Origin of the sequence: Xanthomonas sontii, from assembly GCF_040529055.1 — a bacterium.
GTDB lineage: Bacteria > Pseudomonadota > Gammaproteobacteria > Xanthomonadales > Xanthomonadaceae > Xanthomonas_A > Xanthomonas_A sontii.
The window spans coordinates 4,498,844-4,520,844 of sequence record NZ_CP132342.1 but is presented as its reverse complement, the minus strand read 5'-3'; the positions used below and the strand labels follow the sequence as shown (position 1 = coordinate 4,520,844).

Sequence of the window (22,001 nt, the reverse complement as noted above, 5' to 3'; positions counted from 1 at the left end):
TGCTGCCGCCGACGGCTGTCCGGCGGCCTCTGCCGCCCACGCACAGCAGCTGGAAACCGTCGCTGCGCCCTGTATCGCACGAGACCTGCCGAGATCGCCCATGACCCACTCCTCGACCCGTCGCCCCCGCCTGTCGCGCCTGTTCGCAGGTGTCGCGCTCGCCGCCCTCCTGGCTGCAGGACCCGCCAATGCCACCTGGATCGTCAACGACCCGATGTCGATGGCCAAGGCGTTGCAGGAATACGCCGAGCAGGCCAAACGCTGGGGCGAGACGATCAAGCAGTACCAGATGCAGTTGGAGCACTACCAGCAGCAGCTCATCAAGCTCCAGCGGCTGCAGTTCGGCGACTCCACCATGGCCGACAACTTTCCCGAGCGTCCCCAGGACTACGGGCTGGAGGACAGCTGCCCCGGCGCGAGCCAGAGCGGCATCGCCGGATTGATGAACCAGTTCAAGGCGCTGGCGCCGGACATGAACGGCAGCGCGGTCGACGAGCAGATGAAGGTCTGCGCGCGCATCGTGATGGCCAAGAACGCCCAGTACAACGAGACGGTGCGCATGCTCAAGCGCCTGATCCAGCGCAACGAACAGTTCAAGCAGGTGCAGTCGCAGCGCGACGGCATTGGGACCAGCCAGGGCGCGCTGGCCGCCAACGACAACGAGGTGCGGCGCTTCGTGGCGCAGAACGCCATGGACCTGGATTACTGGCAGGCGCAGATGAAGGCCTACGACGCCTACATCGTGGCGCTCAAGGACGACCAGTCGCGATTGGCGCGGCGGGCGCTGGATGGCAACAAAAACAACATCCTGGGGCAGGTGATCCAGGCGGGCGTGCTCGCTGGGGCGCTGTCCAAATGATGGCACCGGCAACTCCAACACAGCACGCGACATCGGGTAGGCACGCAGCATGAACGGATTCTTCGACACCGCCACGCACTGGATGCAGCCGTTGGCGGACGCCAATCTGGGCGACTTCCTGTTCTTCCGGTTGGTGAACAACTACTTCACCAACGAGATCGCCGAGTTCGGCCTTGAACTGATGCGCCGCGCGATGCATTGGGTGAGCGTGATCGCGTTGACGGCGACCACGTTCTGGATCCTGATCCAGGGCTACCGCATCGTCACCGGGCAGTCGCGCGAATCGGCGATGGCGACGATGGTCAAGGCGGCCAAGGTGGCGGTGATCCTGATGATCGCGTCGACCCTGGGTGCGAACGGCGCGGCGTTGCACAAGGCGATGACCGACAACCTGGACATGGAGATCCACGGGTTGTTCACCGGAGACGACACCAGCAGCGCGGCCGACTCGATCGACGACAACCTGAAGTACACCCAGCTGGCCCTGTCCGCGCTCGACGCGGTGCGTGTGGACGCCAACGATCCCGAATCGATCGAGAAGAAGGGGCGCTCGATGCTGCTGGCCAGTTTCGGCACGGCCAGCCCGCCCATGGCGGCGGGCGCGATGTTGCTGCTGTTCAAGTTCACCATGGCATTCCTGGTGGGCATCGGCCCGATCTTCATCTTCTTCCTGATGTTCGACCAGACCAAGGACCTGTTCCGGAAGTGGCTGTTCTACGTGATCGGCACCCTGTTCTCGATGTCCATGCTGTCGGTGGTGTCGGCGATGGTCTTGAAGTTCACGGCCAAGGTGGCGGCGGCGTACTGGGCGATGAAGTTCATTCCATTGGCCAACGCCGAAGGCCTGTCGTCCCAGGCGTTGCAGCAGGGCGGGATTGGGTTGCTGATGACGGTGCTGATCGTCACGGTGCCCACGATCGCGGCGGCGGTCTGGCAAGGCAACATGGGTACGTTCATGACCTACACGGCCTTCGGCCCCGCGACTGCGTCTTCGCCGGGGCCACAGGGGCAGCCGCCGGGGTCTTATGTTCCGCCGCAATTAGCAAAAGACGACTCGGCCCAACAGTCGAGAGTGTCGCCTCTCGTGGGCGGAACGCCGCAATCAGCGGCGTCCCCTGAAGGTAGTGGGGCGAGAGGTAACGCCAACGGCGGTGGTTTCCGAATTAGTTAGGAATTTATCAATATGATTTCCTGTCGAATTGCTATCTATCTAGTGCTGTGCTCAGTCGCGGGTGTCGCGTATGCAGAGGGCGGTTGCCCGCCTGGGCAGTATCCGATAGGTGGGCAGGGTGCGGCTGGATGCGCTCCGATTCCCCAAAGTGGCTCGGTTGAGCAGCAAGCGCCACGTCCAAGCGGTCGTTGGGTAAAGACTTGGGGCGCAATCGCCATAGGTGCCATCGACTCGATCACCAGCTATGGCGTCACGACGGGGAAACCTTCCAAATTCGACGCGGAAAGTGATGCGTTGAAGCGCTGTAGTTCTCATGGAGAAAAAAATTGTCGAATTGCTCTGTCTTATAAAAACCAATGTGCTGCGGTGGCTGCACCTTTTGTGGGTGATAAAACGGTAGTCAATGGGTTCTCCGAGTTCGCTGGTTCTGCAACCATCGAAAATGCTAGTGAGCGTGCTATGGCTGGATGTCAGAAGGGGAACAAAGAGGCTCAAGGCATGAGTTGCAAGGTGGTGTATAGCGCATGCACCGAGCCGATTTTTGAGCGCTACTGATCGCGGCGGGATGTAGTGATCTATTGATGAGATTTTTTGCGAAATGCTGTTGGAGATGGGTTGTCAAAATGTTGCTGGGTTTGCCGTGAGTCATCCTGAAGAAGGAATTTACTTGGCAAGGGTGGGGTTATGAAGATGCGAGAGTTTTTTGCTACGCTACTGTTATCCGCTATTACATTGCCATCGTCAGCGCAGACCGACGGCTACTACGAGTTCATTCCGTACTACGACAACGATCCGTTTCTCTTCTGCACGATCGGCGTGCCGAGCGACTGCTGGGCGCCGATCAATCCCGCCACGGGCGCGTTCACCGTCACCAACCCGTACTGCTACAACGCGTACTCGTCGGCGATGTATGCGCGTGTTTGCCCCCATGCATTCACGAGCGGGAAGATGGGGTCAGCGGCGGCGACACCGCGCTCTTCCGTGGTACGGGATAGCGCTGCCGTTCCCTGACTTGGTCGATGCAGGAGCCGTGACATGTCCCAGGTGCTGTGGTCGAAGGAGTGGCAGCTATGTGTGCGGCGCACGTGTGCGCTGCTGACCACGGCGCTGCTCGCACTGCTGCTCACCGCCGGGATGGCTGCGCTGGCCTACCGTCATACGGGCGGTGCGGCCCTGCTGATAGCCCAGGCGCTGGCGGTGTTGGGTGCTCTGCTGCAACTGGGCATGGTGGGCATGCTGGCGCTGCTGGTCGTGCGCGCGTCGCGCACCTGGTGGCGCCTGCGCTCCGGTGGCAAGCGCACGGTGCAGTCCAGGCAGTTGTGCCATGCCATCCTGCAGGTAGCCGGGATGACCTTGCTGATGTGGTTGTCTGCCCTGGCGGCCGTCGCGCTCCCTGGTTCCCTGCCGCTCTTCATCCAGGTGCCGGAACTGGGCCTGTCGCTGCCGATCTTGATCGCCTTGCTGCTCATGCAACGCCTGCACGTGCGCCATGGCTGCCGCCGGCTCACCGACGCCCTTGCCGCCGCCGAGCATGCCGCGCGGCGCACCCTCGTGGCCTGAGGCCCTTTCCGTGAACGCCAAGATCCTTTGCGCTTTTTCCCTTCTGCTTTTGTTGACAGGATGCAACCCGATGAACACTGCCTCGGAGAATGCCGCCAATCCTCATGTCGACGCCCATGGTGACCCGGTGTACCGCAAGAATCCGCATCCGACGCAGGCGTATCGGATCACGATGACGATTGAGGATGCGCCGGGGCCGTTCCGATACGTCTCGGGCGCCACGTTCTACGACATGGTCAACCGTGACGCATGCGCGCCGGTGGATCCGGTGCTGGGCATGTCCACGAAACGGAAAGAGGACAGTATTCCGATCCAATTCCAGAAGGTGGATGACAGCACCTATGTGGCGATCATCCATGCAGATGGAATGGTGGATGCGGACTACTATGGCAGGGGTATCTGCAAATTTGAATTGGGTAGTGTCGGGGTCACGCTGAGTGCGTCCGGAAGTGCCGAGGACACGCGCTTCCAGCCCGCATTGCTCAAGAACGAAATCGAGCAGCCGTCGCGGAAGACCACATATTTCTGGAAGGGAAGGTATCCGAAGGAAGAGATGCCCGGATTCCCCGATAGCGGCCGGTCGAGCCTTGATGAATTCAACGAACAGGCGCGGGCAGATACCTTCAAAGTTGTGCTGACAACGCAGAGGGCTGTGCCGTGAGTCTGAGCAGTCAGCAATATGCCGAGCTTGCGCGTGATGTATATGACGCGCCGCAGGAGACTGGGCGTAACAGCAAGGCGGTGGATATCGGAGGTGTCTTCTACAAGCGCCTGGAGTATGTGGACCGACCCAGCGGCTACCAGGGCATCCTCTATCAGCGCATGGACAGTGGCGAACTGATCGTTGCCCACCGCGGGACCGAGTTCGATCGCCAGCCGCTGCGCGATGGGCTCGCGGTGGATGGAGGCATGGTGATGACCCGTCACAACGCGCAGGTGGCCGACGCGGTCGCGTTCACGTCGCACGCATTGGAGTATGCGGACAAGCTCGCCAAGGATGGCGCGGCTCCGGTTGTCACCATCACTGGGCACTCCCTGGGCGGGGCTTTGGCCGAGGTCACGGCCCACCACTTCGGCCTGAAGGGCGAGACCTTCAACGCCTACGGCGCGGTCAGCCTGGATCGCCGAATCCCCGAAGGCGGCACCGACGTCGTCAACCACGTCATGGCCGGCGACCCGGTCAGCGCCGCCAGTCGGCACTACGGCCAGGTCCGCATCTACGCCACGCCCGAGGAAGTCGCCACGCTGCAGCGCGCCGGCTACGACAACAGCAGGGGCGGTTGGGATGCGCGCAAGCCCTTCAGCGCGGTCGGTGGGTTGATCGTCGAGTCGCACCGCATGCACAACTTCCTGCCGGTGGATGGCAACGGGCGGCCCGACCGGTCCGTGCTGGAAGATCCGGCGGTGCAGCAGCGCGCCGCGCAGTACGCGCCGATGATCGGCAGGTACCGCGAGGATGTCGAATCCATGCGCATCGGCACCACGCTTCTGGCGCGCGGCGTGCGCGGGCTGGCCGGTGACGCCGTCGACGAACTGCGCGGGCCATTGCCGCCGGGCGAAGGCCGGCAGGGCATCGGTGCGCCGGAATGGTCGGAGCACATGCGGCGGCTGCATCTGCCGAAGCAGGACGCCCACGCGCCGCAGGGTTGGCACGTGCCGCTGAAGGTGCCTGAGCAGGAGGCGGCGGTGCGGGACGGAGACCCGCTGTTTCGTGCCATCAAGGAGCGATTCCCGGCCGCTACGCCGGATGCGACGCTGAGGCATGCCGCGGCACAGGTACAGCGCGACGGCATGACGCGGCCCGAGCAGATCAAACACGTCATGGTCGATGGCGGCAACGCCTGGATCGAAGGGTATACGCCGGGGTTCCGGGTGAAGGTCGATCTCTCTGCGGTGCCATCGCGACCCGAAGAGGCGATCGCATCACCCGCCAAGGACGGGGTGGCGCTCGCTTTGCCGCAGGCCGACAGCGAGGCGCAGCACGTGTCTGCACGGACGCGATGAGCGCTTCAGGCATGTCGCAGCTTCTTTTCCAGCCTGACTGATCCGCACGCCGCGTATCTCCTCTGCGCGCTGACCTGCACTGTCTGTCCTGACGACTGCGCTTCGGCGTTGCGGCCGCCGCGCCGCGTCAACCTTGCTTCTGCGCCGGGACTGCAGTGGGTTGCGCTGCGGCAGATGCGGCCTCCCATCCGCACATCCGCCCCTGGTTCTGTTGCTTGAGCCACTCCTGCATCGGCGCGAAGTATTCCAGCAGCGGGCCGGCGTCGATGCGCTCGCTGCCGGTCAGCTCCTTGAGCGTGGCCTGCCACGGCTGGCTGGCACCACGTTGCAGCATCGACCAGAACTTCTGTCCGGCCTCCTTGTTGCCGTAGAAGGTGCACTCGTACAGCGGGCCTTTGTAGCCGGCGGCGTCGCACAGGCTCTTGTAGAACTGGAACTGCAGGATGTGCGAGAGGAAGTAGCGGGTGTAGGGGGTGTTGGCCGGCACGTGGTACTTGGCGCCGGGGTCGAAGAAGTCCTCGCCGCGCGGTGTCGCCGGCGCCACGCCCTGGTACCTGGCCTTCAGCTCCCACCAGGCCTGGTTGTAGCGGTCCGGGGCGATCGAGCCGTCGAACACGCCCCAGCGCCAGCGGTCGATCATCAGCCCGAACGGCAGGAACGCGACCTTGCTCAGGGCCATGCGCATCTGCGCGTTGATCAACGCTTCGCGGCCGACCTGCGGTGCGTCGACCAGGCCGATCGAATGCAGGTACTGCGGGGTCATCGCCAGCACCACGGTGTCGCCGATGGCTTCGTGGAAGCCGTCGTTGGCACCCGCCTGGAACAGCGGCGGCAGCGGGTTGTAGGCCAGGTCGTAATAGACATGGCCGAGTTCGTGGTAGATGGTGGTGAAGTCCTCTTCGTTCGGCTTGACGCACATCTTGGTGCGCACGTCGCCGGCCATGTCCATGTCCCAGGCGCTGGCGTGGCAGACCACGTCGCGGTCCAGCGGCTTGATGAACTGGCTGCGCGTCCAGTAGCTGTCCGGCAGCCTGGGCATCGCCAGCGAGGTGTAGAAGTCCTGCGCGCGCTCGGTCATCTGCCGTGCGCTGAGCAACTGCGCCTCGCGCTGGGCCATGAACCGCGCGTCCACCGAGGTGTCGCCGTTGCGCCGCGCCAGCGCCGCGCTCAGGTTGCCCTGGTACTGCCGCTCCAGCGCGTCGGTGATGTCGAGGCTGCCGGCGCCGGGGTAGGGCTGCAGCAGGTCCCACAGGTTGCTCCAGTCCTGCTGCCACATGTTGCCCATCAGGTGCGCTGGCAGCAGGCCGCCGTCCAGTTCGCCCTTGTCCTTGCCGTATTCGGCGTCGAGCTTGCCGCGCGCGTAGCAGTGCAGTTGTTCGTACAGCGGCTTGACTTGGGCCCACAGCCGGTCGGTTTCGGCGGCGAGCTGTGCCGGCGGCATGTCGTAGCCGCTGCGCCACAGTGCGCCGGCGTCGGCGTAGCCCATGTCGCGCGCGCCTTCGTTGACTAGTTCGACGAAGCGCTGGTAATCCTTGCGCATCGGTTGCACGGCGGCGTGCCAGCCCTGCCAGGCATCCAGTTGCTGGTCGTAGTCGCGGCTGCGGCGCAGCACGTCCTCCAGTTCGCCCAACTGCCGGCAACGGCGCGCGTCGCCCTCGCCGGTGCAGTAGGACGCGGCGCCGTAGGCGCCCTCCATCTTCGTCGCCAGGGCGGCCAGTTCGCCCAGCCGCGCCGGATCGCGTGGCGCCGGCATCGCGGTCATCTGCTGCAGCAGGCGCAGTGCGCGGGCGCTGTCGGCCGACATCGGCTTGCCGTCGTAGCGCCGGGCCTGCGCGATCCAGCCGTTGAGCGTGGTCAGCCAGCGCGCGTTGGCCCTGGCCGCCAGTCGCTCGCTGTCGCCGTTGATGTAGGTCGCCGACAGCCACTGCGCCGCGGTCAGTTCCGGCAGCAGCGCGCGGTACTCCTCGTTGATGCGGGCGACGAACTGGTCGGCGCTCTCGCCCTGGGGCTGGGCCGCGGCGGGGGCGGCGGTCTCGGCCGCGGGTTCCTTGCGGCAGGCGGACAGCGTCAGCAGGCTCGCGCCGAGGCACAGCGCGAGCAGCGGAGAGCGATGGGTCACGGCGAATCCTTGCAGGGCGATTGCCCGGAAGGCTAGTGGCCCGCCCGCACCGCCGCAAGTTCGGGCGGCGCGTCCCTGGCCGCGCCGCGGTGTCCAGTCACGCCGTGGCGACGCGTGGACGGGTGGTCATTGCGGCTTGCTGCACTGCGCGAACAGGTCGCGCGCGTGGTCGTAGACGCCGGTCCTGACCTGCATCAGGCCCAGCACCGACGGGAACAGGTTGTCCTGGTCGGCGTAGCGGCGCGACCGCGCCTGCAGGCAGGCCAGGTCCAGGCCGCGCGCGCTGGCGAAGCCGGGCGAGAACCACATCACCATCGGCACGTGGGTCTGCTCCTGCGGCGCGATCGCGTAGGGCACGCCATGCAGGTACAGGCCCTTCTCGCCCAGCGACTCGCCGTGGTCGGAGAGGTAGATCATCGCGGTGTCGTAGTCGGGCATCGCCTGCAGCGCGTCGATGGTGCGCGCCAGCAGGTGGTCGGTGTACAGCAGCGAATTGTCGTAGGCGTTGGTGATCAGTTCGCGGCTGCAGTTGCCCAGATCGGCGGTGTCGCAGGTCGGGGTGAAGCGGCGGAACGCGGCCGGGTAGCGCTCGAAGTAGCTGGGGCCGTGGCTGCCGAGCTGGTGCAGCACCACCACGCGGTCGCCGGGCTTGGCGCGCACCTGCGCCGCCAGGTCCTGCAGCAGGATCTCGTCCATGCAGCGTCCGTCCTTGCACAACTGCGGATCCTTGGCGTCGTCCAGGTGCTGGATCTGCAGGCCGTCGCACACGCCCTTGCAGCCGGACTGGTTGTCGCGCCACAGCGTGCTGATGCCGGCGTGCTCGAGCACGTGCAGCAGCGACTGGTGCTTGCGGATGTTGCTCTCGTTGTAGTCGTGGCGGCCGAACGGCGAGAACATGCACGGCACCGACACCTCGGTGCTGGTGCCGCAGGAGTGCATGTCGGGGAAGTTGATCACGTCGCGCTTGGCCAGCTCCGGCGTGGTCTGCCGCGCATAGCCGTTGAGGCCCCAGTTCTGCGCGCGGGCGGTTTCGCCCAGCACCACCACCAGCAGCCGCGGCTTGCTGCCCGGCGCGCGCGCGGTGGCCTTGGCGTCGTGTTCCAGCGGCAGCTTCGGCGCCTTGCGCGTGGGGCTGTCGGACTTGAAGTTCTGCCGCAGCGCGACCAGGTAATTGATCGGCGTGGCCAGGTAGCGGATCTCGCGATGGTTGCGCATCATCGCCGACAGGTCCTGGAACGACAGCATCGCAGCGACGCCGCCCAGCGCCAGCATGCCGATCAGGAAGCCGGCACGGATCGCCAGCGCCTTCAGCGGCGAACGCCGGATCAGCCGCACCCGCCACAGCACCAGGATCGGCAGCGCCGCGTAGAACAGCAGCGGCGCGATCAGCGCCGGGGTCATCAGCTCGCGCGATTCCTTGTGGTCGGTGGCCAGCACGTTGCGCAGCATGTCCGCGTCCAGGTAGACGCTGTAGCTGTTCATGTAGTGCGCGGCGAACGCGGTGGTGATCAGCAGCACCGTCAGCACCGGCTTGGCGATGCCGCGCCACAGCAGCAGGCCCAGCAGCAGGCCGTGCACCGCCAGCAGCAGCAGGAACAGCGACAGCGCCAGCTTCACGTCGCCGCCGTGGCCGCTCATCGCGCTGCGCCAGAACATGCCGTTGCAGGCCAGGGCGAAGAACGCGCTGGCCGCCAGCGCCAGCATCTCGTTGCTCAACTGCGGACGCCAGGCCCACCAGTGGGCGCGGGAGGCGGTGGACGGCGAGGGCGGGGCGACGGAATGGCTCATGCGGCGGAATCGTTGGTAGTGGAAGGGCGTCGATCGGCCTGCGACAGGGTCGCGCGCGGCCACAGCATCGCCCGGTACAGGCCCAGTGCCACGCCCCAGCACAGGGCCAGCGTCCACAGGTCGTGCGACATGAAATGCGCGCCGCGCAGCTGTTGGCCGAGACCGAACAGCAGGCCTCCCCCGAGGCCGATCGCCAGCGCCGGCCAACGCCAGGCCGGCTTGAGCGCCAGCGCGACGAAGTACAGCCCCACCCAGGCATAGCCGGCACTGGAATGACCGGCGGGGAAGCATACCCCGCGCGGCATGCCCGCCGGGCGTGTCTCGAACAGGCCCACGAAGATCCGCTCGCCGCCATAGCGGACCAGGTCCCAGGGGCAGTCCATGTGGGTCACCGACTTCAGCAGCGACACCACGCCGGTGCTCAGCGCCACCGTCAGCAGCAGGTACAGCAGCGGCAGCCGGTAGCGGCGGGCATCCGGACGGCGCCAGGCCCACACTGCCAGCGCGGCGGTCACCGCCCATGCCGCGGCGCTCAGCATCTTGCCGTCGTGGTGGATCAGGCTACGGGTCAGCGCCGCATCCTTCAGCGCCCACTGCCCGCCTTCCCAGCGATACAGCAGGTCGGCGATCCAGAAATCCCCGCCCAGGCCCATCAGCACGCCACTGGCCAGCAGCACCAGCGCCAGCGGCACCCAGAGGTGGAACAGATAGAAATGCCGGCGTGCGCCGAGGTGGGGCGCCGCCGCAGCGGACAATCGCAGGGGCGTACTGATCATGGTCGACGAAAGCGGCCAGGGACGGCGGGAAAGTGGGGCATGGTCGGGTTGCCGGTGTCGGATAGCTGTCGGAACTGTCGGTGAGAGGGCCAGGGCTTCAGCGAAGGTTGCGCACGGCCGCACTGATGCAAGCGCCGGGCCACGCGTGCCGGTGGCCGGCGCGGAAGGCAGCCTGACGGCGCCGTGTTGGGATCCTTTCCAGGTTTTATTGAGATTCGATCAAGGCGCGCGGCCGTTCTGACGGCGTTCCGACACGCTTCCGCTAGCATGGGCAGGTCCGTCCCCCGAATTCGAGCGCGCCCATGCGGCTGCTGGTCATAGAAGACAACCGGAACCTGGTCGCCAATCTGTTCGACTACTTCGAGGTGCGCGGCCACACCCTGGACGCGGCGCCCGATGGCGTGACCGGCCTGCACCTGGCCACCACCCAGCGCTACGACGCGCTGATCCTGGACTGGATGCTGCCGCGCCTGGACGGGCAGCAGGTGCTGCGTGCGCTGCGCGAGGAACACCATGCCGACGTGCCGGTGATCATGCTGACCGCGCGCGACGAGCTGCCGGACAAGATCGCCGGCTTCCGTGCCGGTGCCGACGACTACCTGACCAAGCCGTTCGCGCTGCCGGAACTGGAAGTGCGGCTGGAGGCGTTGCTGGTGCGTGCCAGCGGCCGCGGCCGCAGCAAGCTGCTGCGCGTGGGCGACCTGCAGTTGGACCTGTCCACGCTGGAAGTGACCCGCGGCGGGCGCACCCTGCATCTGTACCCGGCCTGCCGCAAGCTGCTGGAGGTGCTGATGCAGGCCAGCCCGGCCGCGGTCACCCGCGATCGCCTGGAGCAGGCGCTGTGGGGCGACGAGCCGCCGGACGGGGACATGCTGCGTTCGCACATCTACGACCTGCGCCGCAGCGTCGATGGTCCGTTTGCGGCCAAGCTGATCCACACCCTGCCGCGCATCGGCTACCGCCTGGCGGTGGTCGGCCCCCACGAGGGCGAGCATGCCGACTAGGGCCGGCCTGCGGCAGCGGCTGACCCTGTGGCTGGTGGGCTACGCGGCGCTGCTGTCGCTGGCGGTGTTCGTGCATGGCTACATCGTCAACGACCAGGCCGAGCAGCTCACCTGGCGCTCGTTGCTGACCTCCGAACTGGACCACTTCCTGGCGCGCAGCGCGGCCGACCCGGACTATCGCTGGATCGACACCCGCACCGTTAGCCTGTACGGCGACGAGGGTGGCGCACCGCTGCCGCCGGCAGTGACGGCGCTGGGTCCGGGCCTGCACGACGAAGTGCAACTGGAAGGCAGCGAGAAGGTCGTGCTGGTGCAGGACGTGCGCGGCCGCCGCCTGGCGCTGGCGCTGGACATCACCGAACTGCACGACCACGAGGACAACCTGGCGCTGTGGATGCTGGTGTCCAACGCGGTGGCGGTGCTGCTGCTCGGCGCGCTGGTGGCCTGGGGCATGGGCCGGGTGGTGCAGCCGCTGATCGACATGGCCCAGCGCATCGGCAGCCTGCGCCCGGACCGGCCCGGGCAGCGCATCGAGGTGCATCCGCGCGCCAGCGCCGAGCAGGTGGTGATCGCCGAAGCGCTGAACGACTACCTGGCGCGCAACGACCTGTTCGTGGAGCGCGAGCGTGCCTTCATCGACAGCACCAGCCACGAACTGCGCACGCCGGTGGCGGTGATCGGCGGCGCCGCCGAACTGGCGCTGGAGCAGCACGACGTACCGCCCAGCGTGCGCAACCAGTTGCTGCGCATCCGCCGTACCGCCAGCGGCGTCGGCCAGCTCATCTCGCTGCTGTTGGTGCTGGCCAAGGATCCGGCGCGGATGGCGCGCGGCAGCGACCTGGTGCGGCTGGACCAGTTGCTGCCGGAGATCGTCGAGGACCACCGCCACCTGTGCGCGGACAAGCGCCTGGAGCTGGCCCTGGCGCCGATGCCGCCGTGCGAGGTGGAGACGCCGCTGGCGATCCTGCAGGTGGCCATCGGCAACCTGCTGCGCAACGCCATCGAGAACAGCGACAAGGGGCAGATCCAGATCACGATGTTGGCGCCGGGCGTGGTCTGCATCGATGATCCCGGCCACGGCATGAGCCCGGAAGAGATCAGCGCGATCTACATGCGCATGGCGCGCGGCGGCGGCAGCCGCGAGGGCAGCGGCATCGGCCTGGACCTGATCGCGCGGCTGTGCGAACACCTGGGCTGGGCGCTGCACCTGGATTCGCTCGCCGGCAGCGGCACCCGCGCGACGCTGGACCTGAGCAGCGCGCTGAAGCGCCCCGGCGCGTCGCCGCCGTCGCCCGCGTCGTAAGGACGACGGGCTAGGCTTGCGCCGGCAGCAGCCCGCGGTGCGCCAGCCAGGCGCGCGCGTCGTCGGCGTCCTGTTCGAACCAGGCGCGGGTGGAGCCCAGCCGGTAGGTGTAGCCCCAGGCGTCCATGTCCGCCATCAGCTGCGCACGGCCCACGCCGGGCAGTGCGTCGGCCAGCACGATCTGCAGGTAGCAGGTGGCGTCTTCTTCTTCCACCGAGTCGGTGGCGTCGGTATGCACCTGCGCGCGCCGCTGCGGCGGCAGCACGATCAGGTGGCAGGCCTCGTGCAGCAGCGAATGCACCGGCGTGTCGTCGCGCACGTAGACGTCGCTGGCGATCACCCCCGCCTCCGGCTCGCCCCAGTAGCTGCCGGGAATGGCGGCGCCGTCGGCGACGCGGTGCAGGGTCAGCCCGTAGCCGGCCAGCAGCGCGCGCGGCGCGTCCAAGCCGATCGTGCCCACGGTCAGCACCTGGGCGGCGGCAGCGGGAAGGGCGGCGTCGGTCTGCATCGTGTGGAGTTGGTCGGGATGGAAAAGGCGCGGCGGGCGCGCCCGATCACGGCAGGCACAGCGCGTCGCGGCGCCGGCCCGGATCGACGCGTCAGCCGCGGCGGCTGCCACGGCCGACGCGCGGCCTCAGGGCGTCGGCCCTTCCGGCAGGGCGACGGAGATGTCGAGCACGTCGTGCTCGCCGTCCTTGACCAGGTCCACCTTGACCGCGTCGGCGTCGATGTTGACGTACTTCTTGATCACTTCCAGCAGCTCGCGCTGCAGCAGCGGCAGGTAGTCCGGGCCGCCGCGCTGGCTGCGTTCCTGCGCGATGATGATCTGCAGGCGGTTCTTCGCGGTCTCGGCGGTGTTCTTCTTGGTCTTGAGGAAATCGAATAGTCCCATGCTCACCCTCCGAACAACTTGGTGAAGAAGCCCTTCTTCTCCACGGAGATGAAACGCATCGGACGTTCCTCGCCGAGGATGCGCGCCACGGCGTCCTCGTAGGCCTGGCCGGCCGGGGATTCGGCGTCCAGGATCACCGGCTCGCCCTTGTTGGAGGCATTGAGCACGTCGCCGGATTCGGGGATCACGCCGATCGCCTTCAGGCCGAGCACTTCCTCCACGTCGCCGATGCTGAGCATCTCGCCGGTTTCCACGCGCGCCGGGCTGTAGCGGGTCAGCAGCAGGAACGCGGGCAGGCTCTTGCCGCTCTCGGCCTTGTGGGTCTTGGAGTCGAGCAGGCCGAGGATGCGGTCGGAGTCGCGCACCGAGGACACTTCCGGATTGACCACCACCACCGCGCGGTCGGCGAAGTACATCGCCAGGAACGCGCCCTTCTCGATGCCGGCCGGCGAATCGCAGACGATGTAGTCGAAGCCGTCGGCGGCCAGGTCCTTGAGCACCTTCTCCACGCCTTCCTGGGTCAGCGCGTCCTTGTCGCGGGTCTGCGAGGCGGCCAGCACGAACAGGTTGTCGAAGCGCTTGTCCTTGATCAGCGCCTGCTTCAGCGTGGCTTCGTTGTGCACCACGTTGACGAAGTCGTACACCACGCGGCGCTCGCAGCCCATGATCAGGTCGAGGTTGCGCAGGCCCACGTCGAAGTCGATCACGGCGACCTTCTTGCCGCGTCGCGCCAGCCCGCAGGCCAGGCTCGCGCTGGTGGTGGTCTTGCCGACGCCGCCCTTGCCGGAGGTGACAACGATAATTTCAGCCAAAGGACTATCTCCTGATACGTTCGAGGTTGGGCCGCGTCAGTCTTGCGCGGCGATCATGATCTGGTCCTGCTCCAGCCAGACCTGGACGGCCTTGCCACGCAGTTCCTTGGGAATATCGTCCAGCACCTTGTAGTGGCCGGCAATGGCGACCAGTTCGGCGTGGAAATCGCGGCAGAAGATCCGCGCCTCGGTGTTGCCCTGGGCGCCGGCCAGCGCACGGCCGCGCAGCGTGCCGTAGATGTGGATGCTGCCGTCGGAGATCACCTCGGCGCCGGCGCCGACGGTGGCCACCACGGTCAGGTCGCAGTTCTCCGCATACAGCTGTTGTCCGGAGCGCACCGCGCTCTTCTGCATGCGCCCGGGTTGCGGCCGCGCCGCCGGAGCGGGCGGTGGCGGAGGCGGGGGCGGCGGCGAGACCGGTGCCGCTGCGGCGGCGGGCGCGCCGCCATCGAAGCGCTCGTACTGCGCACGGAACTTGGCCAGCAGCGGCAGACCCAGCGCCACCGACAGCTCCTCGATCTCGCGGGTGCCGTAGGCCAGCGCCACCGGCAGCACGCCGGCGTCGCGCAGCCCGTCCAGCAGCGCCTGCGCGGTGGCCACGTCCGGGGTCTGCGCCAGGCCGCCGAAATCGATGATCACCGCGGCACGGCCGAACAGCTTGGGCGCGCGCTGCACGCGCTCGCGCATCTCCTGGCTCAGCCGCGCCACGTCCAGCGTGCGCACGCGCAGGTTGGCGATGCCGACCTGGCCGATCTTCAGTTCGCCGGCCTGCTCGAAATCCAGATTCACCGACGACACGCTCAGGTCCCGGTCGGGCGCTGCGCCCGCTGCAGACGATGGGCGTGGCCGGCCCAGGGCAGGTCGGGCAGGGTGTCGCCGTAGGTTTCGCGCACCCAGGCGTAACTGCACAGATCCTTCAACAGCATGCTCGCACGCACCTCCACTTCGTTCATCGTGTTCTGGCCCACTTCGCGGAAACCGAAGCTGCCATGGAACAGCAGCGCCGCATCGGCGCCGTGATCCAGGAAAACCTCGCACGCCAGTTGCGGGTAGCGCAACTCGGCGTAGCTCTGCACGTCGGCGTAGAACGCCCGGCCGACGCCGCCGCCGCGGCGGCGGCTGGCCACCACGATGCGGTCGATATAGAAAAACTGCGGATAGCGCTCGCGGAACCAGGCGAAGTTGCTGCTGTCGTGGTCGCTGTCGCTGCCGAAGCCGACCAGGAAGCCGGCCAGGTTGCCGTCGCGCTCGGCGACGCGGAAGTACTCTGCGGTTTCGTAGAAGCGGTGCAGCTTGGCCGAATCCAGCGGCAGGATCGCCAGTCCGGCGTTGTTGTTCAGGGCCAGGACCGAATCGAGCTCGTGCTCGCGCACGTCGCGGATGACGATCGACATTGAGACTCCATTGCTGATGCGCGCGCGGCCCCGTGCGGACCGCAGGGGCGGATTATCGCACGCGCGACCCGGGGCGGCGAGCCGCCCCGGCATGACTTCCGTGGGAGTGCAATGCGCGCCGTTCATCCTAAGATGGCTGCATGTTGGGATATCTCAGCCATACCCGCGTCCTGCGCTATGCCGGCCTGTTCACCTGGGCCGTCATCTGCATGCCGTTGCTGTACCTGTACTGGGAGCCGGTCGAGGAATCGGGACGGATGCCCAGCGGCGAGGTGTGGCTGCTGCTGACCAGCTACCTGGGCTTCGGCGTGGTCTATTTCCTGCTGACCCGGCGCCTGCACAGCGGCGACGGCGTGCGTTGGTACGACCGCGGCATGCTGGTGCTGCTGACCATCTGCGCGCTGGCGGTCGGCTACCTGCACCGCTCGGGGCTGGGCAGCATCCTGATGATGGTCGCGGCCGGGGTGATCCCCTGGCTGCTGCCGGTGCGCGCCGGCGTGGCCTGGCTGCTGCTGAGCCAGCTGGCGGTGCTGCCGGTGTACCTGACCATCGGCTTCCCGCCGTTCGAGGCGCTGATGCAGTCGCTGCTGTACGGCGGCTTCTCCATGTTCATCTTCGTCACCAGCCTGGTCGCGCGCCAGCAGACCCAGGCGCGCGAGGAGCAGCGCCAGCTCAACGCCGAGTTGCGCGCCACCCGCGCGCTGCTGGCCGAAAGTGCCCGGGTCAACGAGCGCACGCGGATCTCGCGCGAACTGCACGACCTGCTCGGCCACCACCTGACCGCGCTCAGCCTGAACCTGGAAGTGGCCGGCCACATCACCGAGGGCCGCGCGCAGGAGCACGTGCAGCAGGCGCATACCCTGGCCAAGCTGCTGCTGACCGATGTGCGCGAGGCGGTCAGCCAGTTGCGCGACAGCGGCGCGATCGACCTGGCGGCGGCGCTGCGGCCGCTGGCCGAGCGGGTGCCGTCGCTGCAGATCCATCTGCAGGTGGAGGAGCCGCTGACCGTGGAGGATCCCGAGCGCGCGCACGTGTTGCTGCGCTGCACCCAGGAAATCATCACCAACGCGGTGCGCCACGCCCAGGCCGACAATCTGTGGATCGAGGTGCGCCGCGACGGCCCGCAGGTGGTGATCCAGGCGCGCGACGACGGCCGCGGTTGCGAGACCCTGGCCCCCGGCAACGGCCTGCGCGGCATGCGCGAGCGCCTGAGCCAGTACGGCGGCAGCCTGGACGTGGTGGCCGCGCCAGGTGCCGGCTTCCGCCTGCGCGCCGCGGTCCCCGGCGCCGCCACCCTGCTGCCGCCCGCCGTTCCCCAAGGAGTGTTGTGATGATCCGTGTGTGTCTGGTCGACGATCAAACCCTGGTGCGGCAGGGCATCCGCTCGCTGCTGGCGCTGGACGGCGGCATCGAGGTGGTGGCCGAGGCCAGCGACGGCCGCCAGGCGGTGGAGCTGATCCCGCAGGTGCTGCCCGACGTGGTGCTGATGGACATGCGCATGCCGTCGATGTCAGGGCTGGAGGCGCTGCAGACGCTGTCGCGCGCCGCCGCGCTGCCGCCGACCATCATCCTGACCACCTTCGATGACGACCAGTTGGTGCTGGCCGGGCTCAAGGCCGGGGCCAAGGGCTATCTGCTCAAGGACGTGTCGCTGGAGCAACTGGTCGGCGCGATCCGCACCGTGGCCGCGGGCGGCTCGCTGGTGCAGCCGGCGGTGACCCAGCGCCTGCTGTCCGGCCTGGAGCACATGCGCAACGACTTCGTCAGCCTGGACCGGCCCGACCCGCTGACCGACCGCGAGACCGAGATCCTGCGGCTGATGGCCAGCGGCTTCTCCAACAAGGAGATCGCCAACTCGCTGGGCGTGGCCGAGGGCACGATCAAGAATCACGTCTCCAACATTCTCTCCAAGCTCGGCGTGCGCGACCGGACCCGTGCGGTGCTGAAGGCGTTCGAGCTGCAGCTGGTCTGACCGAGCAGGATGCCCCCGCCCGGCGCCGCAGGTGGTCTGAACGAGACAGGATGACGGCCGGCGGAGGCGGATCGCGCGCACGCCGGCCGGGTCCCGTGTCACCGGAGGCCATGCAAACCGTGCCGGCATGACGTTGTCGGGCCTGTCGCACGCAGGCAAGTGGTCTGGCCTCGGCTAGGCGTGGCCCGGACACGTCCGGCTGTCCGAGAGTGCCGCCGTTGCTCGATTCGATGCGGGCAGGTCCTGAGTGCGCCCGCCTGTCCGCCGCCGCCGCCGGGACAATGGTCTGGTCGTCCCTGGCGCCGCGCACACCGGCGCTGCCGGCACCGCGCAAGGCCGTTGCGGCGCGGGGCGAAGCGGCATTCCGTGATGTGCTGACCACGGACAGCGAAGCCTGCTAGGATGGGCGCTTCGCTTCATCAACCCGGCCGTGGGATCGGCCCCGGAGACCTCCTGAATGACCCGTATTATCGAGTTCCTGATCGCCCTGGGGATCGTGGCTGGCCTGTTCGTCATTGTCGGCGTGGTGCTGCCCTCGGAGCGTCACATGTCCGAAAGCGTCGAGACCAATCGGCGCATGACCATCGTCTATGACACGGTCAACAGCCTGCGTCGGTTCAAGGACTGGAACCCCCTGGTGCTGCGCGACCCGCGCATCGAGCTGAAGCTCTCCGGCCCGGAATCCGGTGTCGGCGCGCGCCTGGACTACAGCTCCAAGGAGGGCTACATCGGCAAGGGTAGCTGGACCATCACCTCGACCGAGAAGAACAAGGACGTGGTCATCGCCATCGAGGACGAGACCAAGGGCAAGGACAAGACCACCACCTTCAAGCTCGAGTCGACCGGCAAGAACGGCCGCAACGTGAAGATCACCCAGGACTACACCGTCAAGTACGGTTGGGACCTGCTGGGTCGTTACGCCGGCCTGTACGTCAGCCGCCACGTCGGCGACGACATCAAGCTGGGTCTGTCGCGCCTGAGCAACGTGTTGGCCACCGTGCCGAACGTGGACTACCGCTCCGACGACACCCCGCTGAAGGATCTGAAGGTCGTCGACGTCCCGGCCGAGGACCTGCTGGTGGTCAACGCCGGCAACATCGACCGCGACAACGACTCCATCAAGAAGTCCATCAAGGACAACCAGGAGTGGATCAAGCGGGTGATGGACGCCAACGGCCTGGAAGCGGCCGGTCCGGTGCGCATCGTCACCACCGACTTCGGCTCGGACAAGTACGCGTTCGACGTCGCCCAGCCGGTCCGCAAGCGTGCCGGTGGCGCGCCGAAGGACGACGCCAAGAAGGATGAGAAGAAGGACGACAAGAAGGACGACGTGGCCGCCGCGCCGGTCGATGCCACCCCGGTTGCCGCCTCCGGCGAGCCGCTGAAGGTGACCATCCCGCAGGGCGCCCCGGTGACCTACCTGCGTACCGAAGCGCACCGTTCCGCCTTCGCCAGCTACACCGGCCACATGGCGGGTCTGGATGCGGCGCGCAATGCGCTGCGCGCCTGGGCCGCGACCAGCGGCTACGACGTGACCGACCGTCCGTACGAAGCCTGGAAGGGCGGCGTGGACAAGTCGTTCACGCCGGAAGGCACCTACGACATCTACTGGGCGATCAAGTAAGTCCTGCCCTGGTGGACGAGTGAACCGGAACGCGCCGCATCTTGCGGCGCGTTCTGTTTATGGGGCCGGCAAACGCTGCCGCGCTCCCGGAGGAAACCCTCATGCTGACGTTCGATCGCCGTACGCGCGGGCCGTTCTGGCTGTGCAGTGCCGGCGCGCTGCTGGCGGCCGTGTCCATCGGCCTGTCCGCCTATGCCTCGCACGGGGTGGCCGAGCCCCTGGCGCAATCGCACCTGCAGACCGCGGCGCTGTACGCCTTCGGCCACGGCGTGGCGCTGGCGGCGCTGGGACGCCGCAGCGAGCGCCTGCTCGGGCGCCTGGCGCTGTGTCTGTTGCTGCTAGGCACCGTGCTGTTCTCCGGCAGCCTGGCCGGCAACGCGCTGGCGCAGTGGCCGACGCGTCTGGCGCCGATCGGTGGCACCACGCTGATGCTGGGCTGGCTGCTGTGGGCGGTGGACGCGCTGCGGCGCTGAACTCAGGGCGGGCTTAAACTCGCAGTCCGGATCAGGCAACTGATGGCGGCGGTCGGGTGTGCGCCAGCACGCATCCTGGCGTCGCGCTGCCGCCCGTGGGCCTGGCGGCGGCGCTATGTGTCGCTTCAGTGTGCTGGCGGCACGGGTACGTCCGTGATGGCTGCTTCAGCGGTCGTGGACTCAGGTGGACGTATGCGGAACAACGGGTCGTCACTGAGCCTTGGCCGTTGCGACGACGGGAAGCGTCGCTCCTGCTGCAGCCAACGGTGGTACTGGAAGGTGCCTCGCGCGGCACTTAAGTAGACCAGCAGGATGATCACGCCCAGCACCATCCCATTGAGATTGCCGGACGCCAGCAAGATCAGTCGCGCCAGAATGCAGTACCCCACCAGCAGAAGCGCGGCGATCCTACTATGGCGATGCAGGCCGTAGGCGCACACCCCGATCAGCACGACGTCGATGCTGAAGAGGATGCCGCCGCCAACGCTGCCATTCGCGAATTGCATGATCGCGAAGATGAGGCTGATCGCAGCGCTCAGCCAGGCAACAATACAACCGACCGCGATCTTGCGTGTGATGGTATCGGGTGCTTTCGCCAGAGGTGGTGCGCTTTGTGCGCTCTGCGCTTGCGGCGTGGCATAGGGGTTTTCCGGCACGAGGCGACATCCTTGCGTTGGGCGAGACATCGTTATCGGCCAGCGCCGCAAAAAACTTCATTGTTGCAAAGTGTGCCGGTGCATCTCGATAGGGCTGAGTCGGCCGCAGTGCTCCTACGCCGCGGCTATTACTGGTCGCCGACCAGGTCCACCTGCGCCTTCAACCGCACCCACGCGTCCTGGCTGGGATCGTTGACCGTGACCTGCACGGTGTAGGTACCGAGCGGGTCGCTGTCCTCGAAACGCAGTTGCACCGACAGCGGCGCCAGTTCCAGCAGGCCGGCGGCGGCCGGTGGGCCGCCCATGCCCAGCGGCCGCATCGGGTCCTGCAGGGTGGTGTTGCCGTCGGGGCCGAGCACGCGCAGGCTCATCTGCGCATCGCAGGCGCCACCGTTGTTGGGGCTGGGCGCGCAGCCGGCGTACAGCAGCGCCACGCGCAGCAACTGGCCGCGCTGCACGCGCGCGATCGTGCGCAGGTTCGGCGCATGCGCGGCCTCGGTCTGCCCCCACTCCTGCGCGAACGCGCTGAAGTCGGCGTCGTCGGCGATCTGCAGTGCGGCGGCGAAGGCCTTGTCGTGGCCGCGCTCGGCGCTGTCCGGCAGCGCCTGGCCCTGCCGGTCGTGCCATTGCGCGGCGGCGCAGGTGGGCAGGGCCAGGGCCAGCAGGGTCAAGGCCCGCCAGGCGGCGGTGCCGGCGCGCGGCCGGCGGGTGTCGGAACGGGTCATGCGCAAGCGGCCTCCTGCCAGCACCAGTGCCAGGGTTCGTAGACGATGCCATGCGGGTTGTCGCGCGGATAGCTCATGCGGTAGCCGAAGGCGCCGGCGTGGTCGCGCAGCCAGGCGAAGGCCGGCGTGCGCTCGAAACTTTCCTCGGCCGGCGGCTCGCCGGGTGTGCCGATGTCCAGGGCGTGCCCGCTGTGGTGCTCGCTGAAGCCCGGCGCGGCATTGACCGCGAGGATCTGCTCCAGGGACTGCCCGCGGACGAACTTGCGGGCAAAAATGCCCAGCTGATACGCGTGGCTGCGATAGCCGGAGATCGCCTCCAGCACCACGCCATCGCGCGCGGCGGCATGGCGCAGCGCGTGCCAGGCGCGTGCGGCGCCGGCGCTCAGCCACAGCGGGCGTCGGTAGCGGTCGTCGCCGGCCGCGTGCAGGGTGGCCGGTTCCGGCTGCAGCGGCAGGCCGGTGCGTTGCGCGTAGGCGTCGGCGGCCAGGCCCAACTGGTCCAGTTGGGCCTGCAGCGCGTGCAGCGGCAACCAGGTCTCATCAGCCGCCATCGTGCCGCGTGCGGGCAGCGCGTCGAGGCGATCCAGGGCCGCGTCGATGCCGGGTTCGTGCATCAGTCGCGGCACCAGCGCGTGCAGTCCGTGTGCGTTCGCGGTCGCCAGGTAGCGCCCGTCGTGCTTGCGCCGCAGCAGCCAGGTCGCCTGCGCGAGCTGGCGCGCGTCGGCGTTGCTGCGCGCGCGCAGTCGCGCGGCCGGCAGCAGTTCAATGGTCTCGGTGTTGAGCAGCAGGCTGGGGACGGTGCGCATCGGCACAGGGTAGGGCCAAGCAGCGCGGGCGGCCAGTCGCGGGGCGATCCTGCCGCGTTGCAC

Annotated in this window: 24 protein-coding genes; 13 read left to right on the top strand and 11 right to left on the bottom strand. The window is 67.6% G+C overall.

Going from position 1 to position 22,001, the window contains the following annotated elements; all coding sequences use genetic code 11:
* Window positions 1-220: 220 nt before the first annotated feature.
* The 7 genes from RAB70_RS19045 to RAB70_RS19015 all read left to right on the top strand — a co-directional run bounded on the left by RAB70_RS19045 (window position 221) and on the right by RAB70_RS19015 (window position 5,594).
* Window positions 221-859 carry a hypothetical protein gene (locus RAB70_RS19045; RefSeq protein WP_148828824.1) on the top strand — a complete coding sequence of 213 codons (639 nt, stop codon included), beginning with the start codon at window positions 221-223 and terminating at the stop codon, window positions 857-859.
* A gap of 49 nt (window positions 860-908) precedes the next feature.
* Window positions 909-2,030: a type IV secretion system protein gene (locus RAB70_RS19040; RefSeq protein ID WP_148828807.1), complete on the top strand. Its 1,122-nt coding sequence runs from the start codon at window positions 909-911 to the stop codon at window positions 2,028-2,030.
* A gap of 12 nt (window positions 2,031-2,042) precedes the next feature.
* Complete coding sequence (locus RAB70_RS19035; RefSeq protein ID WP_148828808.1) at window positions 2,043-2,585, top strand: DUF4189 domain-containing protein; 543 nt, start codon at window positions 2,043-2,045, stop codon at window positions 2,583-2,585.
* A gap of 129 nt (window positions 2,586-2,714) precedes the next feature.
* Complete coding sequence (locus RAB70_RS19030; protein WP_148828809.1) at window positions 2,715-3,041, top strand: hypothetical protein; 327 nt, start codon at window positions 2,715-2,717, stop codon at window positions 3,039-3,041.
* A gap of 24 nt (window positions 3,042-3,065) precedes the next feature.
* Window positions 3,066-3,590: a hypothetical protein gene (locus tag RAB70_RS19025; RefSeq protein ID WP_148828810.1), complete on the top strand. Its 525-nt coding sequence runs from the start codon at window positions 3,066-3,068 to the stop codon at window positions 3,588-3,590.
* Between the two features lie 70 nt (window positions 3,591-3,660).
* On the top strand, window positions 3,661-4,251 hold the full coding sequence (locus tag RAB70_RS19020; RefSeq protein WP_148828825.1) for a hypothetical protein: 591 nt from the start codon (window positions 3,661-3,663) through the stop codon (window positions 4,249-4,251).
* A complete protein-coding gene (locus tag RAB70_RS19015; protein WP_170268194.1) occupies window positions 4,248-5,594 on the top strand; it encodes a hypothetical protein in 1,347 nt (448 codons plus the stop codon). Before RAB70_RS19020 ends, RAB70_RS19015 begins: the two co-directional genes overlap by 4 nt.
* Window positions 5,595-5,721: 127 nt before the next feature.
* Here the strand turns inward: RAB70_RS19015 and RAB70_RS19010 are convergent, their stop codons facing one another.
* From RAB70_RS19010 to RAB70_RS19000, 3 genes are all read right to left on the bottom strand, one after another.
* On the bottom strand, window positions 5,722-7,713 hold the full coding sequence (locus tag RAB70_RS19010) for a M2 family metallopeptidase (protein WP_148828811.1): 1,992 nt from the start codon (window positions 7,711-7,713) through the stop codon (window positions 5,722-5,724).
* Window positions 7,714-7,839: 126 nt separating this feature from the next.
* Complete coding sequence (locus tag RAB70_RS19005; protein ID WP_148828812.1) at window positions 7,840-9,501, bottom strand: phosphoethanolamine transferase; 1,662 nt, start codon at window positions 9,499-9,501, stop codon at window positions 7,840-7,842.
* Window positions 9,498-10,277: a phosphatase PAP2 family protein gene (locus RAB70_RS19000; protein WP_148828813.1), complete on the bottom strand. Its 780-nt coding sequence runs from the start codon at window positions 10,275-10,277 to the stop codon at window positions 9,498-9,500. Before RAB70_RS19000 ends, RAB70_RS19005 begins: the two co-directional genes overlap by 4 nt.
* A gap of 302 nt (window positions 10,278-10,579) precedes the next feature.
* On the opposite strand from RAB70_RS19000, the gene RAB70_RS18995 reads away from it, so the two are divergent.
* Window positions 10,580-11,281 (top strand): response regulator transcription factor, encoded by a 702-nt coding sequence (locus RAB70_RS18995; RefSeq protein ID WP_010340248.1) that lies wholly within the window; start codon window positions 10,580-10,582, stop codon window positions 11,279-11,281.
* The gene (locus tag RAB70_RS18990) at window positions 11,271-12,584 is read left to right on the top strand and encodes a HAMP domain-containing sensor histidine kinase (protein WP_017910133.1); all 1,314 of its coding nucleotides are present in this window, start codon (window positions 11,271-11,273) and stop codon (window positions 12,582-12,584) included. Before RAB70_RS18995 ends, RAB70_RS18990 begins: the two co-directional genes overlap by 11 nt.
* A 10-nt stretch (window positions 12,585-12,594) precedes the next feature.
* Here the strand turns inward: RAB70_RS18990 and RAB70_RS18985 are convergent, their stop codons facing one another.
* The 5 genes from RAB70_RS18985 to RAB70_RS18965 form a co-directional block, all read right to left on the bottom strand.
* Entirely contained in the window at window positions 12,595-13,092 is a 498-nt protein-coding gene (locus tag RAB70_RS18985; RefSeq protein WP_148828814.1) for a hypothetical protein, read from the bottom strand.
* A 126-nt stretch (window positions 13,093-13,218) separates the two neighbouring features.
* Window positions 13,219-13,476, bottom strand: a complete 258-nt coding sequence (minE, locus tag RAB70_RS18980; protein WP_017910131.1) for a cell division topological specificity factor MinE — start codon at window positions 13,474-13,476, stop codon at window positions 13,219-13,221.
* 2 nt (window positions 13,477-13,478) lie between these two features.
* Complete coding sequence (minD, locus tag RAB70_RS18975) at window positions 13,479-14,288, bottom strand: septum site-determining protein MinD (RefSeq protein ID WP_010340244.1); 810 nt, start codon at window positions 14,286-14,288, stop codon at window positions 13,479-13,481.
* A 36-nt stretch (window positions 14,289-14,324) separates the two neighbouring features.
* Window positions 14,325-15,086: a septum site-determining protein MinC gene (gene minC, locus RAB70_RS18970; protein ID WP_148828815.1), complete on the bottom strand. Its 762-nt coding sequence runs from the start codon at window positions 15,084-15,086 to the stop codon at window positions 14,325-14,327.
* Window positions 15,087-15,088: 2 nt separating this feature from the next.
* Window positions 15,089-15,682 carry a GNAT family N-acetyltransferase gene (locus tag RAB70_RS18965; RefSeq protein WP_010341204.1) on the bottom strand — a complete coding sequence of 198 codons (594 nt, stop codon included), beginning with the start codon at window positions 15,680-15,682 and terminating at the stop codon, window positions 15,089-15,091.
* A gap of 140 nt (window positions 15,683-15,822) precedes the next feature.
* On the opposite strand from RAB70_RS18965, the gene RAB70_RS18960 reads away from it, so the two are divergent.
* The 4 genes from RAB70_RS18960 (at window position 15,823) to RAB70_RS18945 (ending at window position 19,751) form a co-directional block, all read left to right on the top strand.
* Window positions 15,823-17,013 carry a sensor histidine kinase gene (locus RAB70_RS18960; protein WP_017916337.1) on the top strand — a complete coding sequence of 397 codons (1,191 nt, stop codon included), beginning with the start codon at window positions 15,823-15,825 and terminating at the stop codon, window positions 17,011-17,013.
* Complete coding sequence (locus tag RAB70_RS18955; protein WP_017907693.1) at window positions 17,013-17,654, top strand: response regulator transcription factor; 642 nt, start codon at window positions 17,013-17,015, stop codon at window positions 17,652-17,654. Before RAB70_RS18960 ends, RAB70_RS18955 begins: the two co-directional genes overlap by 1 nt.
* A 457-nt stretch (window positions 17,655-18,111) precedes the next feature.
* Window positions 18,112-19,278 carry a polyketide cyclase gene (locus RAB70_RS18950; RefSeq protein ID WP_017907694.1) on the top strand — a complete coding sequence of 389 codons (1,167 nt, stop codon included), beginning with the start codon at window positions 18,112-18,114 and terminating at the stop codon, window positions 19,276-19,278.
* 101 nt (window positions 19,279-19,379) lie between these two features.
* Entirely contained in the window at window positions 19,380-19,751 is a 372-nt protein-coding gene (locus tag RAB70_RS18945; protein ID WP_017907695.1) for a DUF423 domain-containing protein, read from the top strand.
* Window positions 19,752-19,876: 125 nt separating this feature from the next.
* On the opposite strand, the gene RAB70_RS18940 is transcribed toward RAB70_RS18945, so the two are convergent.
* The 3 genes from RAB70_RS18940 to RAB70_RS18930 form a co-directional block, all read right to left on the bottom strand.
* Window positions 19,877-20,407, bottom strand: a complete 531-nt coding sequence (locus tag RAB70_RS18940) for a hypothetical protein (RefSeq protein WP_148828816.1) — start codon at window positions 20,405-20,407, stop codon at window positions 19,877-19,879.
* A 128-nt stretch (window positions 20,408-20,535) separates the two neighbouring features.
* Window positions 20,536-21,132: a hypothetical protein gene (locus RAB70_RS18935; RefSeq protein ID WP_148828817.1), complete on the bottom strand. Its 597-nt coding sequence runs from the start codon at window positions 21,130-21,132 to the stop codon at window positions 20,536-20,538.
* The gene (locus RAB70_RS18930; RefSeq protein WP_148828818.1) at window positions 21,129-21,938 is read right to left on the bottom strand and encodes a M15 family metallopeptidase; all 810 of its coding nucleotides are present in this window, start codon (window positions 21,936-21,938) and stop codon (window positions 21,129-21,131) included. The genes RAB70_RS18935 and RAB70_RS18930 overlap by 4 nt, the downstream gene beginning before the upstream one ends.
* Between the last annotated feature and the right edge of the window lie 63 nt (window positions 21,939-22,001).

Coding starts and splice junctions, on each gene's coding strand:
- RAB70_RS19045 (WP_148828824.1), top strand. CDS start 221: ATGGCCAAGGCGTTGCAGGAATACGCCGAGCAGGCCAAACGCTGGGGC.
- RAB70_RS19040 (WP_148828807.1), top strand. CDS start 909: ATGAACGGATTCTTCGACACCGCCACGCACTGGATGCAGCCGTTGGCG.
- RAB70_RS19035 (WP_148828808.1), top strand. CDS start 2,043: ATGATTTCCTGTCGAATTGCTATCTATCTAGTGCTGTGCTCAGTCGCG.
- RAB70_RS19030 (WP_148828809.1), top strand. CDS start 2,715: ATGAAGATGCGAGAGTTTTTTGCTACGCTACTGTTATCCGCTATTACA.
- RAB70_RS19025 (WP_148828810.1), top strand. CDS start 3,066: ATGTCCCAGGTGCTGTGGTCGAAGGAGTGGCAGCTATGTGTGCGGCGC.
- RAB70_RS19020 (WP_148828825.1), top strand. CDS start 3,661: ATGAACACTGCCTCGGAGAATGCCGCCAATCCTCATGTCGACGCCCAT.
- RAB70_RS19005 (WP_148828812.1), bottom strand. CDS start 9,501: ATGAGCCATTCCGTCGCCCCGCCCTCGCCGTCCACCGCCTCCCGCGCC.
- RAB70_RS19000 (WP_148828813.1), bottom strand. CDS start 10,277: ATGATCAGTACGCCCCTGCGATTGTCCGCTGCGGCGGCGCCCCACCTC.
- RAB70_RS18995 (WP_010340248.1), top strand. CDS start 10,580: ATGCGGCTGCTGGTCATAGAAGACAACCGGAACCTGGTCGCCAATCTG.
- RAB70_RS18990 (WP_017910133.1), top strand. CDS start 11,271: ATGCCGACTAGGGCCGGCCTGCGGCAGCGGCTGACCCTGTGGCTGGTG.
- RAB70_RS18985 (WP_148828814.1), bottom strand. CDS start 13,092: ATGCAGACCGACGCCGCCCTTCCCGCTGCCGCCGCCCAGGTGCTGACC.
- minE (WP_017910131.1), bottom strand. CDS start 13,476: ATGGGACTATTCGATTTCCTCAAGACCAAGAAGAACACCGCCGAGACC.
- RAB70_RS18965 (WP_010341204.1), bottom strand. CDS start 15,682: ATGTCGATCGTCATCCGCGACGTGCGCGAGCACGAGCTCGATTCGGTC.
- RAB70_RS18960 (WP_017916337.1), top strand. CDS start 15,823: ATGTTGGGATATCTCAGCCATACCCGCGTCCTGCGCTATGCCGGCCTG.
- RAB70_RS18955 (WP_017907693.1), top strand. CDS start 17,013: ATGATCCGTGTGTGTCTGGTCGACGATCAAACCCTGGTGCGGCAGGGC.
- RAB70_RS18950 (WP_017907694.1), top strand. CDS start 18,112: ATGACCCGTATTATCGAGTTCCTGATCGCCCTGGGGATCGTGGCTGGC.
- RAB70_RS18945 (WP_017907695.1), top strand. CDS start 19,380: ATGCTGACGTTCGATCGCCGTACGCGCGGGCCGTTCTGGCTGTGCAGT.
- RAB70_RS18935 (WP_148828817.1), bottom strand. CDS start 21,132: ATGACCCGTTCCGACACCCGCCGGCCGCGCGCCGGCACCGCCGCCTGG.
- RAB70_RS18930 (WP_148828818.1), bottom strand. CDS start 21,938: ATGCGCACCGTCCCCAGCCTGCTGCTCAACACCGAGACCATTGAACTG.